The 17,349-nt window shown below is 68.1% G+C and carries 18 protein-coding genes and 1 tRNA gene; 13 read left to right on the forward strand and 6 right to left on the reverse strand.

Annotation, left to right across the window (positions count from 1 at the left end; genetic code table 11):
• Window positions 1–334: 334 nt before the first annotated feature.
• Window positions 335–406, forward strand: a tRNA-Val gene (locus FR943_RS12880).
• Between the two features lie 46 nt (window positions 407–452).
• Here FR943_RS12880 and FR943_RS12885 read toward each other — a convergent pair.
• A complete protein-coding gene (locus FR943_RS12885) occupies window positions 453–809 on the reverse strand; it encodes a thioredoxin family protein (RefSeq protein WP_217157574.1) in 357 nt (118 codons plus the stop codon).
• Between the two features lie 151 nt (window positions 810–960).
• On the opposite strand from FR943_RS12885, the gene FR943_RS12890 reads away from it, so the two are divergent.
• Both FR943_RS12890 and FR943_RS12895 read left to right on the forward strand, forming a co-directional pair.
• Window positions 961–1,365: a DUF302 domain-containing protein gene (locus tag FR943_RS12890; RefSeq protein WP_217157577.1), complete on the forward strand. Its 405-nt coding sequence runs from the start codon at window positions 961–963 to the stop codon at window positions 1,363–1,365.
• A gap of 66 nt (window positions 1,366–1,431) precedes the next feature.
• Window positions 1,432–3,807: a Tex family protein gene (locus tag FR943_RS12895; protein WP_217157579.1), complete on the forward strand. Its 2,376-nt coding sequence runs from the start codon at window positions 1,432–1,434 to the stop codon at window positions 3,805–3,807.
• Between the two features lie 3 nt (window positions 3,808–3,810).
• Here the strand turns inward: FR943_RS12895 and FR943_RS12900 are convergent, their stop codons facing one another.
• From FR943_RS12900 to FR943_RS12910, 3 genes are all read right to left on the reverse strand, one after another.
• Entirely contained in the window at window positions 3,811–4,530 is a 720-nt protein-coding gene (locus FR943_RS12900) for a TVP38/TMEM64 family protein (RefSeq protein ID WP_217157581.1), read from the reverse strand.
• A 125-nt stretch (window positions 4,531–4,655) separates the two neighbouring features.
• On the reverse strand, window positions 4,656–5,672 hold the full coding sequence (locus tag FR943_RS12905) for a ketopantoate reductase family protein (RefSeq protein ID WP_217157584.1): 1,017 nt from the start codon (window positions 5,670–5,672) through the stop codon (window positions 4,656–4,658).
• Window positions 5,669–6,646: a LysR family transcriptional regulator gene (locus FR943_RS12910; protein ID WP_308170537.1), complete on the reverse strand. Its 978-nt coding sequence runs from the start codon at window positions 6,644–6,646 to the stop codon at window positions 5,669–5,671. Before FR943_RS12910 ends, FR943_RS12905 begins: the two co-directional genes overlap by 4 nt.
• A gap of 282 nt (window positions 6,647–6,928) precedes the next feature.
• Here FR943_RS12910 and FR943_RS26675 point away from each other — a divergent pair, with 282 nt between their 5' ends.
• Entirely contained in the window at window positions 6,929–7,348 is a 420-nt protein-coding gene (locus tag FR943_RS26675) for a nitroreductase family protein (protein WP_217157589.1), read from the forward strand.
• A gap of 5 nt (window positions 7,349–7,353) precedes the next feature.
• On the forward strand, window positions 7,354–8,154 hold the full coding sequence (locus FR943_RS12920; RefSeq protein WP_217157597.1) for an SDR family NAD(P)-dependent oxidoreductase: 801 nt from the start codon (window positions 7,354–7,356) through the stop codon (window positions 8,152–8,154).
• 1 nt (window position 8,155) lies between these two features.
• Here FR943_RS12920 and FR943_RS12925 read toward each other — a convergent pair whose 3' ends face one another.
• Window positions 8,156–9,223 carry an NAD(P)H-dependent amine dehydrogenase family protein gene (locus tag FR943_RS12925; RefSeq protein WP_217157599.1) on the reverse strand — a complete coding sequence of 356 codons (1,068 nt, stop codon included), beginning with the start codon at window positions 9,221–9,223 and terminating at the stop codon, window positions 8,156–8,158.
• Window positions 9,224–9,237: 14 nt separating this feature from the next.
• Window positions 9,238–9,735: a DUF1990 domain-containing protein gene (locus tag FR943_RS12930; RefSeq protein ID WP_217157602.1), complete on the reverse strand. Its 498-nt coding sequence runs from the start codon at window positions 9,733–9,735 to the stop codon at window positions 9,238–9,240.
• 31 nt (window positions 9,736–9,766) lie between these two features.
• Here FR943_RS12930 and FR943_RS12935 point away from each other — a divergent pair, with 31 nt between their 5' ends.
• The 8 genes from FR943_RS12935 (at window position 9,767) to FR943_RS12970 (ending at window position 17,333) form a co-directional block, all read left to right on the forward strand.
• On the forward strand, window positions 9,767–10,384 hold the full coding sequence (locus FR943_RS12935; protein ID WP_217157605.1) for a PaaI family thioesterase: 618 nt from the start codon (window positions 9,767–9,769) through the stop codon (window positions 10,382–10,384).
• Window positions 10,381–10,812, forward strand: a complete 432-nt coding sequence (locus tag FR943_RS12940) for a TIGR02611 family protein (protein ID WP_217157608.1) — start codon at window positions 10,381–10,383, stop codon at window positions 10,810–10,812. Before FR943_RS12935 ends, FR943_RS12940 begins: the two co-directional genes overlap by 4 nt.
• A 74-nt stretch (window positions 10,813–10,886) precedes the next feature.
• Window positions 10,887–12,938 carry a threonine--tRNA ligase gene (thrS, locus tag FR943_RS12945; protein WP_217157610.1) on the forward strand — a complete coding sequence of 684 codons (2,052 nt, stop codon included), beginning with the start codon at window positions 10,887–10,889 and terminating at the stop codon, window positions 12,936–12,938.
• Window positions 12,935–13,555 carry an ATP adenylyltransferase gene (locus FR943_RS12950; RefSeq protein ID WP_217157612.1) on the forward strand — a complete coding sequence of 207 codons (621 nt, stop codon included), beginning with the start codon at window positions 12,935–12,937 and terminating at the stop codon, window positions 13,553–13,555. The genes thrS and FR943_RS12950 overlap by 4 nt, the downstream gene beginning before the upstream one ends.
• Entirely contained in the window at window positions 13,552–14,205 is a 654-nt protein-coding gene (gene pgsA / locus FR943_RS12955) for a phosphatidylinositol phosphate synthase (protein WP_308170538.1), read from the forward strand. The genes FR943_RS12950 and pgsA overlap by 4 nt, the downstream gene beginning before the upstream one ends.
• Window positions 14,202–15,113 carry a phosphatidylinositol mannoside acyltransferase gene (locus tag FR943_RS12960; protein ID WP_217157615.1) on the forward strand — a complete coding sequence of 304 codons (912 nt, stop codon included), beginning with the start codon at window positions 14,202–14,204 and terminating at the stop codon, window positions 15,111–15,113. The genes pgsA and FR943_RS12960 overlap by 4 nt, the downstream gene beginning before the upstream one ends.
• Window positions 15,114–15,147: 34 nt before the next feature.
• On the forward strand, window positions 15,148–16,272 hold the full coding sequence (locus tag FR943_RS12965; RefSeq protein ID WP_217157617.1) for a glycosyltransferase family 4 protein: 1,125 nt from the start codon (window positions 15,148–15,150) through the stop codon (window positions 16,270–16,272).
• 2 nt (window positions 16,273–16,274) lie between these two features.
• A complete protein-coding gene (locus tag FR943_RS12970; RefSeq protein WP_217157619.1) occupies window positions 16,275–17,333 on the forward strand; it encodes an NUDIX hydrolase in 1,059 nt (352 codons plus the stop codon).
• Window positions 17,334–17,349: the final 16 nt, after the last annotated feature.

Genomic DNA, 17,349 nt, shown 5'->3' on the forward strand with positions numbered 1-17,349 from the left:
CCTTGGCAAGGTGATGCGCTACCAACTGCGCTACATCCGCGCGCCACGAGCGAGATCGTCGCCCGTCGCGATGCAGAACATTAGTCCACCGACGTGCGCAGACACAAATCCCCATTACGAATGGGCAAAGCGCGGTGAAAGCTGGTGTTTCCGAACAGGCGGCCGGCCTGTCGCACGCATGAATCCGTGGCGATTTCGACTTTCGGGTGTGTGATGCCCGTCTCAATGTCGGCGCGGCGCCGGATCTCGGCCGTGGCGCAGCGGCGACGCGAACTCCGGGGCACCGATTCGGGTCTGACCGCGGATGCGTGCTAGTGTTCGACGTCGTTCCCACGGTCTCGTAGCTCAGTGGGAGAGCGTCCGCCTCACACGCGGAAGGTCGCTGGTTCGAACCCAGCCGGGACCACTCCAGGTATCGCCCTTACCGAGTTTTCGGTAAGGGCTTTGTCATTTCAGCGGGCTGCGATCTTGGCCCGGACCTGGTCCATGTCGAGTGCGGCGACCTGTGAGATCAGGTCTTCCAGGGCGGCGGCGGGCAGGGCTCCGGGCTGACGGAACACCAGCACGCCGTCGCGGAACACTGCGACGGTGGGGATGGAACTGATCTCCATCAGGGCCGCGAGTTCGGGCTCGGCCTGGGTGTCGACTTTCGCGTGCACGAGCTCGGGATGGGCCGTTGCGGATCGCTCGTAGACCGGGGCGAAGGCTCGACACGGGCCGCACCACGAGGCCCAGAAGTCGACCAGGACGATGTCGTTGTCGCGGATGGTCGATTCGAAATCGGCGTAGCCGAGGTTGCGGGTGGTCATGGAAGTCTCCTTCTGGGGTCTGTCGAACGGTGCAACATACCCCTAGGGGTATATATTCCGGCGGGGTGGACGGTTTGACCGCGACGGCACGGCGCCGGGGCGCAGGATGAACTGGAGACTCACCCGAGGATGAGGCACGGAAGGATGCACGATGGACATCGCGCTGGTGGCCACGACGAAGGGCCCATTCGACGAAGCTGTCGCCCGCACTCGCGACGCGCTGGCCGCCCAGGGTTTCGGTGTGCTGACCGAGATCGACATCAGGACGACGCTGAACAACAAGCTGGGCGGCGGGGCCGGTGACGAGCTGGGCGATTACCTGATCCTGGGTGCCTGCAATCCGCAGTTCGCCCAGCAGGCTCTCAACGCCTACCGGCCGATCGGCGTGTTGCTGCCGTGCAATGTGGTGTTGCGCACCGGTCCGGACAGCGACGCAGTGGTCGTCGTCGAGGCGATGAACCCGAATCTGATGGCCGAGGTCACCGCGGAGCCGACGCTGGCCGAGATCGCCGCCGAGGTCGGCCGGCGCCTGCTGGCCGCCCTCGACAGCCTGTAGACACCGGATGGCCGACGGCGCTTCGCGGCGAGGGATCGTCGGACCGATTCGGTAGGGTTCTGCGACGTGACTCAGAGCGTGACCGTCGGAACCATCAAATCCGTAACTGCCCGTCTGGCCGAGGAACTCGCCGTTGCCGAACGGCAGGTCGCCGCGACGGTGACACTGCTGGACGAGGGAGCGACGGTGCCTTTCATCGCCCGATACCGCAAAGAAGTCACCGGCGGCCTCGACGACAGCCAGCTGCGCACCCTCGAAGAGCGCCTGGGTTACCTGCGCGAACTCGACCAGCGCCGGGAAGCCGTGCTGGCCTCCATCGAAGAACAGGGCAAGCTCACCGACGAGTTGAGGGTCGCGCTCCTGAAGGCCGACACCAAGGCCCGGGTCGAAGACATCTACCTGCCCTACAAGCCGAAGCGACGCACCAAGGCCCAGATCGCCAAGGAGGCCGGCCTCGAGCCGCTGGCCGATCGGTTGCTGGCCGATCCGACGCTGGTCCCCGACGAGGCGGCCGGTGAGTTCCTCGGCGAGGACGTTGCCGACGCGGCCGCGGCGCTGGACGGCGCTCGCCACATCATCATCGAGCGGGCCTCCGAGGATGCCGAGCTGGTCGGCGCCACCCGTGAGAAGTTCTGGGCCGACGGCTCGCTGCGCACCGGCCCCTGGTCGGAAGAAGCTGCGAAAAGCCCTGCCGCCCAGAAATTCCGGGACTACTTCGAGTTCTCCGAGCCGCTGGAGAACATGCCGTCGCATCGGGTGCTCGCGGTGCTGCGCGGCGAGAAGGAACAGGCGCTGTCGCTGAACTTCGACGGCGGTGAGGACGAGCAGTACCAGGCGATGATCGCGCAGGCCCTGGGCATCGACATGACCACCAAGGCGCCCGCCACCCCGTGGCTGGCCACCACCGTCCGCTTGGCCTGGCGCGCCAAGCTGATGATCTCGGCCGCCGTCGACGCGCGCATCCGGTTGCGTCAGCGCGCCGAGGAGGAGGCGGTGGCGGTGTTCGCCCGCAATCTCAAGGACCTGCTGTTGGCCGCACCGGCCGGCACCCGAGCCACGCTCGGCCTGGACCCGGGTTTCCGCACCGGGGTCAAGGTCGCCGTCGTCGACGCCACCGGCAAGGTCGTCGACACCTGCGCGATCTTCCCGCACCAGCCGCAGAAGCAGTGGGATCAGGCCAAGGCCACGCTGGCGGCGCTCATCGCGCGGCACAACGTGGAGTTGATCGCCGTCGGCAACGGCACCGCCTCGCGCGAGACCGACGCGCTGGCCGCGGAGCTGATCGCCGACATCCGGTCGGCGGGAGCCAAGGCGCCGGTGAAGGCGATGGTCAGCGAAGCGGGTGCATCGGTGTACTCGGCGTCGGAATACGCGGCCCGGGAGATGCCGAACCTTGACGTGACGCTGCGCGGCGCGGTCTCGATCGCCCGCCGGCTGCAGGATCCGCTGGCCGAGCTGGTGAAGATCGACCCGAAGTCGATCGGGGTGGGGCAGTACCAGCACGACGTGACCCCGGGCTCGCTGGCCCGCAGCCTCAACGCGGTGGTCGAAGACGCGGTGAACGCGGTGGGGGTGGATCTCAACACCGCCTCGGTGCCGCTGCTGGCCCGGGTGTCGGGGGTGACGGAATCCCTGGCCGAGGCTATCGTGGCGTACCGGGAGAGCACCGGTGCGTTCCGCAGCCGTAAGGCGCTGCTGGACGTTCCACGCTTGGGGCCCAAGGCGTTTGAGCAGTGTGCCGGCTTCCTGCGGATTCGTGACGGCGAAGACCCCCTGGACGCCTCCGGGGTGCACCCCGAGTCCTACCCGGTGGTGCGGCGCATTCTGGACCGCTCGGGCGTGACGCTGGCCGAATTGATCGGCGACGAGCGCACCCTGCGCGGGCTCAAACCCGCCGAGTTCGCCGACGAACGGTTCGGGATCCCCACGGTGACCGACATTCTGGCCGAGTTGGAAAAGCCGGGGCGTGACCCGCGACCGGCGTTCTCCACCGCCACCTTCGCCGCCGGAGTGGAGAAGGTCGCCGACCTCAAGCCCGGCATGGTGCTCGAGGGTGTGGTGACCAACGTCGCCGCCTTCGGCGCGTTCGTCGACGTGGGTGTGCACCAGGATGGTCTGGTGCACGTCTCGGCGATGGCCGACCGGTTCGTCTCCGACCCACACGAGGTGGTCAAGTCCGGTCAGGTGGTCAAGGTCAAGGTCGTCGACGTCGACGTGGAACGGCAGCGCATCGGCCTGAGCCTGCGGCTCAACGACACCCCACAGCGTGACCAGGCCAAGCGACCCGGCCAGGGCGGGCAGGGCGGACAGAACCGTGCCAACCAGGGGCGCGGTGGGGATCGGCGAAACCAGAACCGCGGCAAGAACTCCGGGCGCCGGGACGCGAACCAGCCGATGGGGTCGATGGCCGAGGCGCTGCGTAACGCGGGCTTCGGAAAGTAGCCGTCACGGTGCCTGCTCCGGGGCCGGATCGGCCCCGGAGTCGTGGCTGCGGCGCCAGGAGCGGTAGCCACGATGGGCGGCGAACGCCCCGGCGATCGCCGTGACGCACCACACCCCGATCGCCGTATAGGCCAGTGGGGCCGACAGATCGCTGATCGAGGCGCCCAGTGCGGTGTAGACGAACGCGCGGGGCACCGATCCGATGAACGCCCCGGCCGCCATCTGCCACAGCGGTACCCCGAACGCACCGAACGCGTAGGAGGCCAGGGCGTCGGACAGCCCCGGGACGAACCGTTGCCCGACCACGGCCCACAACCCGCCGCGCTCGATCTGGCGGTCCAACCGGTCGGACCGCTGCGCTCCCAATAGCGCCCGGGCGCCTGCCCGTCCGGCACGCCGGCCGATGAGGCTGGCCACCACGGCGGTGCCGACCGTGGCGCCGAGCGTGACGAACGTGCCAAGCACCGGTCCGAACAGCACGCCGCTGCCGGCGGCCAGGATCGGGCCTGGGACGAACAGTGCGCCCAGGCCGGCCGACACCACGACGTAGGCTAGCGGGGCCGCGGGCCCGGTGGCGGCCACCGCGGCCCGGATGTCGTCGACGTCGATAATGCGGGCGATGGCGACCAGGTAGAACAGGCCGAACAGAAACAACGCAAAGGCGATCAGCCGCAGAATATGCGGTCGCCTATTGGTGCCGGGAAATTCGTCGCTGTCGGTCATGGCAGCCACGATTCTTCCCCACGGCCCTGTGGCCAGCCGTGGGTGCGGTCGACGCAGGGGGCCGCGTTCGGCCTCGGAGCCAATCTCGTCCGGCGCGAGATCCGGATGGCATGGAGCACGGCGGCCTAGTTTGAGGCAACCGGGATGTTGTCGATACGCGGTGGGCTCGTGGCGCCCCCGAGTTTCTTCAGTGTGGCAGCGGCGTCGAGGGACCGGACCGGGCGTCCGACGCGGGCGTGTTCGGCGGTGACTCGCTGGATGAGTTCGTTGACGGGTGCACGCAGGCCGTGCAGGCGGGCCTGGAACACGATTTCGCCGTTGAACCAGTCGGTTTCGACCTGGGTGTGGCCCCGCGCCACGCTCTGCCAGGTCGAGCTCAGGTAGTTGTCGTTCACCCGCCCCTGCAGCAGATCGGCACGGCGCAGTGCATCCTGTTCGGCTGTGACAAAAGGGATTCCGGCGGCGGTGAGCACATGTTCGGCCTCTGTCCGGGCACGGGCGATCAGCTCGTCGGCATCCGGTCCCGGGCGATACGCAGCGATCACCCCGTTGCCGAGATTGGCGATCAGTTTGCGGTATTTCCACGCCACGATGTCCGCACGGACCTGCGAATGGAACCGGGACTCGCGCAAGGTTGCGGCGACTTGTTCGGCCAGTTCGTCGTGTCCGGTCGGGTAGCGACCGAGATCCAGGATCCCGGCCACCGGATGGCTCTGTTGGATGACCACACCGGGTTCGAGATGAGCCGCCGGGAGCATCACCGTGACGCCGTACACATCGGCGAACTTCCGCAGGGTCGCGGCCTCGTTGGTCACCCCGTTCTGCGCGATGAACACCGGCGTGCCCGTCGCTGCGTGGGCGCTGAGATCGTCTAGAGCCAAGGCGGTCTGGTGACTCTTGACCGCCAGGATCACCACCGGGTCCGCCGACCAGTCGACCTCGCCGGCGTTTGCCGCGGTCGGTAGTGCCACGGTGTCGGTCCCGGCCTGCGTGACCAGTGTGAGGCCGCCGGAGCGGATCGCGTTGAGGTGCTCACCTCGGGCGACGGCGGTCACGTCGAACCCGGCGAGCCGCAATTGTGCGGCGATCACGCCTCCTATCGCACCGACTCCGTACACGACGAACGGCCGGGATGGGGTCATGATGCGACATCCAGGGGCGCGGTGGATTTCCCGTCCAGCGCCTGATCTGCGATCACCTGCAACGAGTGCAGGATCACCGCGATGTTGGGGTCGCGCTGTCGTCCGGCACGGACCACGGCGCTGACGGTGCGACCGCCGAGTGTGAGTCCTTCCACGATCAGACCTTCCAGTTTCGAGGGAACAGACAACCTGGGCACGATGGCCGACGCGACCTCGGTGGCCGCCAATTCGCAGATGTTCTGCGCTCCGATCAACCGGTGTTTGATCTGCGGGGTGAAACCGGCGCTCTCACACGCGTGGGTGACGGCGACGTCCAGGCCGGAGCCCGGTGGGCCGGTCACCCAGAACCCATCGGCCAGCGCTGACAAGCCATGCGAGCGGACGCGCAGTTGTGCCTGTGTGGAGGCCAGCAGCACGAACGGTTCGAACAGCAACGGTACCGAGGTCAGGCCACCGGTCGATGTTGGCGCGACGAAGTCGTATCTGCAGGTGATCGCCACGTCGACCTCGCCCTGGCGCAGTAGCCGCAACGCTGCCGCACTCGTATCCTGTTGGACCTGCACGCGAAGATTCGGCTGCTCGATGCGGAGCCGTTGCATCAATGGGACGGCCAGGGTCGGAACACCCATGTTGAAGGTCGCGATCGCGACCTGCCCGGCCACCCGGCCCCGGGTTTCGGCTACCGCACTCACGGCCTCGTCGACGGCGGCAAGGACACGACGTACGTGCTCGGCGAGAACCTGGCCGCTGCGGGTGAGGCCCAGGGTGCGTCCGTCGCGTCGGAACAGCGCCGCGCCGATCTCACTTTCCAGCACGCGAAGTTGTTGGGAAACAGCAGAACTCGTGATGTTGCGATGCTCTGCCACGGCGGTCACCGAGCCAAGGTCTGCAAGATCGGACAGCAGCATCATTCGACGTAGGTCCAGCATCTCCCACCTCCTGCGAGGAGATGATCGCAGGGTGGTGACACCCATGGTTACCGGGTGCGGGGTGCTTGGTTCGGCATGGCGGCTCCTGATCAGGGCTTTATGACCTCCGGGCCCCAGGAATCACGGCGGTTGTAATTCTCGTGCCGCTCGCCGGCACCTGAGATATTAAGTCGCGCTGAAAGGTTCCGGTAGCCAGAGACTGATGTTCGGCGCGGCCGCCGCGCCCACTCTGATCGGGACGAGGCGGGCAAGGACGCTTCGCCAGCCGTCAGCCCACCACCACCACCACCACGCCAGACCTCGGCGGCCGCGTCGGCGGCCTGCCGGTTGGCGCAACGCTCGGGGGCGGCGCTCGACGGCGCGGACTACCTGGAAACCACGATCATCGGTTTCGTCGATACTGCGCTGGCTGCGCAGAACGCCGTGGTGACAGCCGAATCACTGGGGCTGGGAACGGTTTTCGTGGGAGTCATCCGTAATGACCCCGAGGAGGCGGTGGCCGAGCTGAACCTGCCGCCGCGCGCCGTGGCGACGTTCGGGCTACGACGCGGGTTCCGCGGACGGGCACCTGCCCGGCTACGACGAGCGGTTGGCGGCCTACAACAACCGCTACGGATTGTCGGGCAGCTGGAGTCAGCGGATGCTCAGCCAGGCTGGCCGGCCCGCAGTCACTTCGGGCCGCCACCGGTTGCGGGAGCAATTGGAGCGCCTCGGCCTGCCGTCGCGCTGACCCGCGCCGTAAGTTGAAACCCATGGACACCCCGATCGCTGTCGTCACCGGGGCGAGCCGCGGCGCGGGCCGCGGGATCGCCAGGGCCCTGCTCGCCTCGGGTTGGCGGGTGTATGTCACCGGACGCACGGTGACCGACCCGGGGGAGGGTGGGGTGGCAGTTCAACTCGACCACGCCGACGACGTCGCGGTGGGTGCCCTGTTCGAGCGGATCGGTGCGCAGGAGGGTCGGCTCGACCTGCTGGTCAACAATGCCGCAGCGGTACATGACGACCTGGTCGACCCGAAACCCTTCTGGGAGAAGCCGATCGAGTTGGCCGACGTGCTGGATGTGGGTTTGCGGTCGGCCTACGTGGCGTCCTGGTATGCCGCTCCGCTGCTGCTGGCCGCCGAGCGGGGCCTGATCGCGTTCACCTCGTCGCCCGGTTCGGTCTGCTACATGCATGGCCCGGCTTACGGGGCGCAGAAGGCCGGGGTGGACAAGCTGGCCGCCGACATGGCGGTCGATTTTGCCGGCACGGGGGTGTCGACGGTGTCGATCTGGATGGGCATCCTGCTCACCGAAAAGTTCAAGGCCGCTTTCGCGGGGCACTCCGATGCGCTCGCGAAGACCGCCGAGCACGCCGAAACCCCGGAGTTCACCGGGTATCTCATCGACGCGCTGTACCGGGACCCGGGATTGGCCGGACTGTCCGGCCACACGGTGATCGGCGCCGAACTGGCGGCGCGCTACGGCATCACCGACGAAGGTGGTCGGGTGCCGCCGTCGCACCGGGACATGCTGGGCGCGCCGCGGGAACCCAGCTCGGCCATCGTCCGGTAAGTCACTGTCGGCGAAACCCGCGGTGGCTGCGGATGAGCGGCAGCGTCGCCAGGGTGGCGAACCCGGGTTCGGCGTCGCAGACCTCGGGCACCGCATTGAGGACCTGCATCGCGGTGGCGACGTTGGCGGCCCGCACGTGCTCGGCCATCGACGCTTCGCGGGTGAAGCTGGCCAGGCTGAAGAAGTGGGTCTGCATGGACGGGTCGCCTTCGATGGTCAGCGTCCAGCCGTGCTTGGGCCGCGGCCAATGCCCGGGATATTCATTGCCGACGGTCCACAGGGTCTCGATCTCGATGAGTGGCTCGTCGTCGCGCACGCCCACCCAGTTCCACCGTTGCCCGGCGGTGGTACCAGCGGGCAGCAGATGGTCGAAGATCTGGTGGTCGTGACGAGCGGCCACGGCTTCCACCGTTGAGGTCACCTCGTCGATGTCGGCGCCCAGGGCGTCGGCCAGAAGCCACACCTGTTCGGTGAACAGTTCGTTGTTGAACGCCAGGAATTCGGTTGCGTCAACCCCGATCTCGTCCACCGGGCGACCGAACGACATGTTGTCGAAGGTGATGTGCGTGCTGTCGTAGTCCGACCAGTCGGCGCGCTCCTGCAAGGTGATCTTGTCGATCCGCCGGCTCATGCCCGAGAGCACCAGCGGCAGGGCGCCGGACAGGTTGCCGGGGTTCAGCCCGCTGCCGTGCACCGTGCTGCCGCCGGCCGTGCAGGCCGCCAGCAACCGGTCCCGGTCGGCCGCGGGCATCCGCTGCGGATGGAACAGGAACGCCGTCGTCACCACGTTCTTACCGCCGGCGAGCAGGGCGCACACGTCGTCCAGGTTCGCGGTCCGCGGGGTGTAGACCACGCAGTCGGCCTCCAGTTCGAGGATGGCCTGCACGTCGGTGGTGGCGCGGATGCCGATCGGCGGCCGGCCCAGCAGCTCACCGACATCGGTGCCGTCCTTGCCTTCCGAATAGACCTTGACCCCCACCAGGTCGAGGTCGGGACGGTCGTCCAACGTCGCCGCCAGCGTCTCGCTGCCGACCGCGCCGGTACCCCACTGGATCACCCGATATGTCATGGGGGTATTGAAGCTCAGATGCCCGTGAGATATCGGCGTGTCACCAGCTGCTGCAGCAGCCGTGTCACCGGGCCGCCCAGCCGGCTCCACCAGGTGGCCGGGCGGGAGAACGCCACCACCTCGGCGTGCACGGTGTCGGTCGCCGGGTCGTAGCGCACCGAGAACAGCTCTTCACCGGATTCGGGATGCCCGGCCAGCGTGCCGTAAGCGAAGCCCCGGCGATCGGGTTCGTCGAGCACGTAGATCACCCGGCACGGCGCAGGGATGGGCCCGATCCGGACCACGAGCTCGGTGCCGGCCGCGGCGGAGTCCGAGGTGGCCTGCACCCGCAGACCCGCGCCGCGCTGCATGCCCCAGCGCAGCACCGCGGCACCGGCCTGCTCGAAGCGATCACGGCCGGTGCCGATCTGGGCCGAGGCCCGGATGTGCCGGTAGCCGGCGGGCAGTTCGCCGGCGGTGGCGCCGACCTCCGGATAGGTCAGTGCCCGGCCTGGCAGGTCGTCCAGTTTCACGTCACCACCATGGCACTAATACGGTGGCCGTGTGGCCACACACAGCGCACACCCCGGCGGCGGGTTCAACCCGCCCGACCCCACCGACCGTGGCGGGCCCGATTACGGCCGGTTCATCGAGGCGGTGCGCACCCTGCAGGACCATGCCCGCGGTGCCGACGCCCCGGACGAGGTGTTCACCGAAGCCGCCGACCTGATCGAGAAGGTTTCGGCGCTGCTGGCGCCGTACGAGGCCGATGAATGGAACGCACCGTCGGGTCGGCGGCTGGACCTGCCCAACCGGGGCAACATCACCTCGGTGCCGCTGCGGGTTTCGGTCACCGACGGCCGGGTTGGCGGCACCGTCCGGTTCCGCCGGTACCACCTGGGTCGCAACGGTGCGGTGCACGGCGGCGTGCTCGGGCTGATGTTCGACTCGCTGCTGGGTTACACCGCGGCAAGCCTGACCCAGAGCCCCTACCAGCGCACCGCGCATCTGGGCATCGACTACCGCCAGATCGTGCCGATCGGAAAACAGTTGCAGGTGGACGCGGGGATCGATCGCATCGAGGGACGCAAGATCTTCGTCACCGGCCGGGTGCTCGACGACGGCCGGGTGCTCACCGAGGGTGATGCGCTGTTCGTGCGGCTCAAGCCGGGGCAGCCATGAGTGTGGCAGCCAACCTGGCCGAGGTGAAGGCACGCTGGACCGCCTGGCGGGAGCGGCTGCGTACTCGGCCGACTCTCGATTTCGCCTACCGGATCGCCATCGGGGTCATCGGCACCCTGGTCCTGGCGGTCGGCATCATCGCCATCCCGTACCCGGGCCCCGGATGGGCCATCGTGTTCCTCGGCCTGGCGATCCTGGCCAGTGAATTCGACTTCGCCAAACGGGCCCTGCGCTACGTCCGGGCCCGCTACGACCGCGTGATGGCGTGGTTCGACCGTCAGCACATCGCGGTCAAGGGGCTCAGTGCGGCGTTCACCGGATTGATCGTGCTGGCCACCCTGTGGCTGTTCGGCGTGGTCGGCCTCACCGCGGGCCTGGTCGGGTTCGAGCAGCCGTGGCTCAAGAGCCCCCTCGGATTGGGGTCCTGATCAGCAACACCGATGGCCCGCACCGATAGCATGGTCGCGTTCGTACTAGTCCTCGCATGGTAGGAGACTCCCCGATGAGCGCCGCCCCCAGTCCAGTCCTCGCTGCCCCGATCCGGGTCGCGGCCGGGACGACCGCCGGCGCGGCGGTGCGCGAGGCGGATCTGCCCAGCCGCGGAACCCCCGACGCGGTCGTGGTGGTGCGTGACGCCGACGGCCGGCTTCGGGACCTTTCCTGGGCCCCCGACACCGATGTCGAGGTGACGCCGGTGGCGGCCAACACCGACGATGGCCGCAGCGTCATCCGGCACTCGTGTGCCCATGTGCTGGCCCAAGCTGTGCAGGAGCTGTTCCCGCAGGCCAAACTGGGTATCGGCCCGCCGATCACGGACGGCTTCTATTACGACTTCGACGTGGCCGAGCCGTTCACCCCGGAAGACCTGGCCAAGCTCGAGAAGCGGATGGCCAAGATCATCAAGGACGGTCAGCTGTTCTCCCGGCGCGTCTACGAATCCAAGGACCAGGCGCTCGCCGAGCTGGCCGATGAGCCCTACAAGCTTGAGCTGGTCTCCGAAGATTTCGGCAAGTCCGACAATCCGGAAATCATGGAGGTCGGTGGCGACGAGTTGACCGCCTACGACAACCTCAACGCCCGCACGAAGGAACGGATCTGGGGTGATCTGTGCCGCGGCCCGCACATCCCGACCACCAAGTACATCCCGGCCTTCAAGCTGACCCGCAGCAGCGCCGCCTACTGGCGGGGTGACCAGAAGAACGCCAGCCTGCAGCGGGTGTACGGGACGGCCTGGGAGTCGCAGGAGGCTCTCGATCGTCACCTGGAGCTGCTCGAGGAGGCGCAGCGGCGCGACCACCGCAAGCTCGGTGTCGAGCTCGACCTGTTCAGTTTCCCCGACGAGCTGGGCTCGGGCCTGCCGGTGTTCCACCCCAAGGGCGGGGTGATCCGCAAGGAGCTGGAGGACTACTCGCGGCGCAAGCACTCCGAGGCCGGCTACGAGTTCGTCAACACCCCGCACATCACCAAGGAACACCTCTACATCACCTCGGGTCACCTGGAGTGGTACGCCGACGGCATGTACCCGCCGATGCACATCGACGCGGAGTACAACGAGGACGGCACGGTGCGCAAGCCCGGCCAGGACTACTACCTCAAGCCGATGAACTGCCCCATGCACCATCTGATCTACCGGGCGCGAGGCCGTTCCTACCGTGAACTTCCGTTGCGGCTCTTCGAATTCGGCTCGGTGTACCGCTACGAGAAGTCCGGTGTGGTGCACGGGCTGACCCGGGTGCGCGGCATGACGCAGGACGACGCGCACATCTACACCACGCGCGAGCAGATGCGCGACGAGCTGACCTCGCTGCTGCAGTTCGTGCTCGACCTGCTGTCGGATTACGGCCTGGACGACTACTACCTGGAGCTGTCCACGAAGGACCCCGACAAGTACGTGGGCTCCGACGAGATGTGGGATGAGGCCACCGAGACCCTGCGCTCGGTCGCCGAAGCCTCGGGCCTGGACCTGGTGCCGGATCCGGGCGGCGCGGCGTTCTACGGACCCAAGATCTCCGTGCAGGTCAAGGACGCGCTGGGGCGCAACTGGCAGATGTCCACGATCCAGCTGGACTTCAACATGCCCGACCGGTTCGAGCTGGAGTACACCTCCCAGGATGGATCACGTCGACGGCCCGTCTTGATCCACCGCGCCCTCTTCGGCTCGATCGAACGGTTCTTCGGGGTGCTCACCGAGCACTATGCGGGCGCGTTCCCGGCCTGGCTGGCGCCGGTGCAGGTGGTCGGGATCCCGGTCGCCGACGCGCACCTGGACTACCTCTACGACGTTGCCGCCCAACTGAAGTCGCGCGGGGTGCGGGTCGAGGTCGACGGCAGCGACGACCGGATGGCGAAGAAGATCGTCAACCACACCAACCAGAAGGTGCCGTTCATGTTGCTGGCCGGCGACAAAGATCTCGAGGCCGGCGCCGTGAGCTTCCGGTTCGGTGACCGCACCCAGATCAACGGGGTGCCCCGCGACGAGGCGGTCGAGGCGATCGTGAAGTGGATCGCTGATCGCAACAATGTGGTGCCGACGGCGGACCTGGTCAAAGTATGACCGACGACGAGCGGTCGATCGTCGACCACGGCGGCGCAGACGCCATCATCGACCATGGCGTGGGCGAGCCGGATCACCTGCAGCGGCTGTGGACCCCGCACCGGATGAGCTACATCGTGGATGCGGTCAAGAGCGACAAAAAAGTCGGGTCGGCCGGTTCGTCGGAACCGTTCACCGACATCCCCGCGATGTCCGACGAGGACGGGCTGATGGTGGCCCGCGGCGAATTGGTGTACGCCGTGCTCAACCTCTACCCGTACAACCCGGGCCATCTCATGGTGGTGCCCTACCGGCGGGTCTCGGAGCTGGAGGACCTCACCGACGCCGAGAGCGCCGAGCTGATGGCGTTCACGCAGAAGGCGATCCGCGTCATCAAGGCGGTGTCCAGCCCGCACGGGTTCAACGTCGGTTTGAACCTGGGGATGTCCGCCGGCGGGTCGTTGGCCGAGCACCTGCACATGCACGTGGTGCCGCGCTGGGGCGGCGACGCGAACTTCATCACGATCATCGGCGGCGCCAAGGTCATTCCGCAGCTGCTGAGCGAGACCCGAGAGCTGCTGGCGACGGAATGGGTCCGCCAGCCAGGGCGAGCACAGCGACGGGAAATGGGCCCGTGAGCAATTTCTACCTGATGACCCGCGCGGCCTACGTCAAGCTGTCGCGGCCGGTGGCCAAGACGGCGCTGCGCGCCGGGCTGACGCCCGACATCGTCACGATCGTGGGGACCGCGGCATCGGTGGTCGGCGCCCTCACCCTGTTCCCGATCGGTGCGTTGTTCGCCGGCGGCGTGGTGGTCTCGTTCTTCGTGCTGGCCGACATGCTCGACGGGGCGATGGCCCGCGAACGCGGCGGCGGCACCCGGTTCGGTGCCGTGCTGGACGCCACGTGCGACCGGATCAGCGACGGTGCGGTGTTCGCCGGCCTGTTGTGGTGGGCGGCCTTCGGTCTGCACAGTGCCTCGCTCGTCGTCGCCACCCTGATCTGCCTGGTCACCTCGCAGGTGACCTCCTACATCAAGGCCCGCGCCGAGGCCAGTGGGCTGCGCGGGGACGGCGGCATCATCGAACGCCCCGAACGACTGGTGATCGTGCTGGTCGGCGCCGGGCTGTCCGACTTCCCGTTCTTCCCGCTGCCGTGGGCGCTGCCGGTGGCCATGTGGGTGCTGGCGGTGGCCAGCGTCGTCACCGTGGCGCAGCGGCTGCACACGGTGCGCACGTCGGCCGGTGCGATGGACCCGCTGCAGCAACCCGAGGCGGGTGCGTCATGAGTATCCCGCTTCCGGGACAGCTGACCGACCTCGGTTACGCGGCCGGCTGGCAACTCGTCCGGTCCATGCCGGACGTGTTGGCGCGCAACCTGTTCGACGTCGGTGCCCGCTATGCCGCCCGGGGCGGTGGGCCGCAGCAGCTGCGCAAGAACCTGGCCCGGGTCATCGGCGTCACGCCGGAGCAGGTGCCCGATGAGCTGATCCGGGCGTCGCTGGCCTCCTATGCCCGCTACTGGCGCGAGGCATTCCGGTTGCCGTCGATGGATCTGACTGCCGTGGCCAAGCGGCTCGACGAGGTGTTCATCGGGGCGGACAAGTTCCGGATTGCGCACGAGGCCGGCCGCGGGGCCGTGATGGCACTGCCGCACAGTGGGAACTGGGACATGGCCGGGGTGTGGCTGGCCCAGCAGTACGGCACCTTCGCCACCGTCGCAGAACGCCTCAAACCCGAATCGCTGTACCGCCGCTTCATCGACTACCGGGAGAGCCTCGGATTCGAGGTCTTCCCGACGTCCGGCGGTGAGCGCCCGCCGTTCGAGGTGCTCTCGGAACGGTTGCGCGACAACATGTTCATCTGCCTGATGGCCGACCGCGACCTCACCCGCAACGGCGTCGAGGTCGAGTTCTTCGGCGAGGCCACCCGGATGCCCGCCGGCCCGGCCAAGTTGGCGATCGAGACCGGTGCACCGCTGCACCCGGCGCACATCCACTACGACGGCGACGATTGCGTGGTGGAGATCTTCGATGCGCTCGACACCTCGTCGGGAGATGTGTCGTTGGTGACCCAGCAGCTGGCCGACCGGTTCGAGACGAACATCGCCGCCCATCCGGCCGACTGGCACATGCTGCAACCGCAGTGGCTCGCCGATCTCTCCGACGAACGTCGCGCCCGACTGGGTACCACCTGATGAGCGTTTGCGCGAAGAGGCGACGGAGCTAGCCATGCGTATCGGGATGGTCTGTCCGTATTCGTTCGATGTGCCGGGCGGGGTGCAATCCCATGTGCTGCAGCTGGCCGAGGTGATGCGCGCGGGCGGGCACTACGTCAGCGTGCTGGCCCCGTCGTCGCCGCATGTGAAGCTGCCGGATTACGTGGTCTCGGGCGGAAAGGCGGTCCCGATTCCCTACAACGGCTCGGTGGCTCGGCTGCGGTTCGGGCCGGCCACCCACCGCAAGGTCAAAAGGTGGATCGCCGAAGGCGATTTCGATGTGTTACACCTGCACGAGCCCAATGCGCCCAGTTTGTCGATGCTGGCGCTGCAGGCCGCTGAAGGCCCGATCGTCGCCACATTCCACACCTCGACCACAAAATCGTTGACGCTCAGCGTGTTTCAGGGGATCTTGCGTCCGTACCACGAGAAGATCGTCGGCCGTATCGCGGTGTCGGACCTGGCCCGGCGCTGGCAGATGGAGGCGCTGGGCTCCGACGCGGTGGAGATCCCCAACGGCGTCGACGTGCCCGCCTTCGCGAATGCCCCACGCCTGGAAGGGTATCCGCGGCCCGGCCACTCGGTGCTGTTTCTCGGGCGGTTCGAGGAATCCCGCAAGGGGATGGCGGTGCTGTTGGGGGCGTTGCCGAAACTGGTGCGCAGGTTCTCCGACATCGAGATCCTGATCGTCGGCCGGGGAGATGAGACCGAGCTGCGCGAGCAGGCCGGCGAGCTGGCCGGGCACCTGCGGTTCCTCGGCCAGGTCGACGACGAGGCCAAGGCCGCGGCCATGCGCAGCGCAGACGTCTACTGCGCGCCGAACCTCGGCGGGGAGAGCTTCGGCATCGTGCTGGTGGAGGCCATGGCGGCCGGCACCGCGGTGGTGGCCAGTGAGCTCGACGCCTTCAGCCGCGTCCTCGACCACGGTCAGGCCGGGCGGCTGGTGCCCGTCGGTGACGCCGAGGCGCTGGCCGACGCCCTGATCGCGGTGCTGGAAGACGACGGGCTGCGCGAGCGCTACATCGAGAAGGCCACTGAGCGGGTGACGCGGTACGACTGGTCGGTGGTGGCCGGCCAGATCATGCGGGTGTACGAGACGGTGGCCAGTGCCGGGACGAAAGTGCAGGTGGGCGACTAGTCATGTCGACCTGGATTGTGATCGCGGCGCTGCTGGTGCTGGCCGTGGTGCTCCTGGTGGCGGGATGGGCCTACCAGACCGCCAATCGGCTGGACCGGCTGCACGTGCGCTACGACCTGTCCTGGCAGGCGCTCGACGGTGCGCTGGCGCGGCGGGCGGTGGTGGCCCGCGCCGTCGCTCTCGACGCCTACCCGGGCGCCCCCGAGGGCAAACGGCTGGCGGCCCTGGCCGACGCCGCCGAGCGGGCCCCGCGGCCCGCCCGCGAGGCCGCCGAGAACGATCTGTCGGCCGCGCTGGCCGCGGTCGAGCCGGCCGAGCTGCCGGTGGCGCTGGTGGCCGAGCTGGCCGACGCCGAAGCCCGGGTGCTGCTGGCCCGGCGCTTCCACAACGACGCCGTGCGCGACACCCTGGCACTGCGGGAACGTCGGCTGGTGCGGGCCCTGCGACTCGGTGGAACCGCCGCGCTGCCAACCTATTTCGAGATCGTGGAACGCGCCGAATCGCAAGCTGAGGTCAACCCGGTGAGCCGGCGCACCTCGGCGCGGGTGGTGCTGCTCGACGAGACCGGCGCGGTGCTGCTGCTGCACGGTAGCGACCCGGCGATCGAGGACCCGGACACCCCGGCGCCGCGGTGGTGGTTCACCGTCGGCGGCGCAGTCCGGCCCGGGGAGAACCTGGCGGCCGCGGCGGCCCGTGAACTCGTCGAGGAGACCGGCCTGCAGACGGCGCCGGAGGTGCTCATCGGACCGGTCTGGCGTCGCGACGCGGTGATCGACTTCAACGCCTCGGTGATCCGCAGCGAGGAGTACTTCTTCATCCACCGCACGGCCCGGTTCGAACCCGCCGCAACGGGGCGCACCACCCTGGAGCGGCACTACATTCATGGCCACCGGTGGTGCGATGCAACAATGATCGCCGAGTTGGTTGCCGGCGGGGAGGCCGTATATCCGCTTCAACTGGGTGAGCTGCTGGCTCAGGCCAACGAATTGGCCTCGCTGTCGGCGACAACGCCGGCGAACGTGCGGACTTCCGCGCCACGTGAGCTGCAAGCCATCCGGTGATCGCGGATGTAATGGA

Origin of the sequence: [Mycobacterium] fortunisiensis, from assembly GCF_019050325.1 — a bacterium.
Taxonomy (GTDB): domain Bacteria; phylum Actinomycetota; class Actinomycetes; order Mycobacteriales; family Mycobacteriaceae; genus Mycobacterium; species Mycobacterium fortunisiensis.

What these genes read in the sequence shown, in the direction of transcription:
- FR943_RS12885 (WP_217157574.1), bottom strand. Translation starts at nt 809, where the DNA reads ATGACCACCCGCAACCTCGGCTACGCCGATTTCGAATCGACCATCCGC.
- FR943_RS12890 (WP_217157577.1), top strand. Translation starts at nt 961, where the DNA reads ATGGACATCGCGCTGGTGGCCACGACGAAGGGCCCATTCGACGAAGCT.
- FR943_RS12900 (WP_217157581.1), bottom strand. Translation starts at nt 4,530, where the DNA reads ATGACCGACAGCGACGAATTTCCCGGCACCAATAGGCGACCGCATATT.
- FR943_RS12905 (WP_217157584.1), bottom strand. Translation starts at nt 5,672, where the DNA reads ATGACCCCATCCCGGCCGTTCGTCGTGTACGGAGTCGGTGCGATAGGA.
- FR943_RS12910 (WP_308170537.1), bottom strand. Translation starts at nt 6,646, where the DNA reads ATGGGTGTCACCACCCTGCGATCATCTCCTCGCAGGAGGTGGGAGATG.
- FR943_RS12920 (WP_217157597.1), top strand. Translation starts at nt 7,354, where the DNA reads ATGGACACCCCGATCGCTGTCGTCACCGGGGCGAGCCGCGGCGCGGGC.
- FR943_RS12925 (WP_217157599.1), bottom strand. Translation starts at nt 9,223, where the DNA reads ATGACATATCGGGTGATCCAGTGGGGTACCGGCGCGGTCGGCAGCGAG.
- FR943_RS12940 (WP_217157608.1), top strand. Translation starts at nt 10,381, where the DNA reads ATGAGTGTGGCAGCCAACCTGGCCGAGGTGAAGGCACGCTGGACCGCC.
- thrS (WP_217157610.1), top strand. Translation starts at nt 10,887, where the DNA reads ATGAGCGCCGCCCCCAGTCCAGTCCTCGCTGCCCCGATCCGGGTCGCG.
- FR943_RS12950 (WP_217157612.1), top strand. Translation starts at nt 12,935, where the DNA reads ATGACCGACGACGAGCGGTCGATCGTCGACCACGGCGGCGCAGACGCC.
- FR943_RS12960 (WP_217157615.1), top strand. Translation starts at nt 14,202, where the DNA reads ATGAGTATCCCGCTTCCGGGACAGCTGACCGACCTCGGTTACGCGGCC.
- FR943_RS12965 (WP_217157617.1), top strand. Translation starts at nt 15,148, where the DNA reads ATGCGTATCGGGATGGTCTGTCCGTATTCGTTCGATGTGCCGGGCGGG.
- FR943_RS12970 (WP_217157619.1), top strand. Translation starts at nt 16,275, where the DNA reads ATGTCGACCTGGATTGTGATCGCGGCGCTGCTGGTGCTGGCCGTGGTG.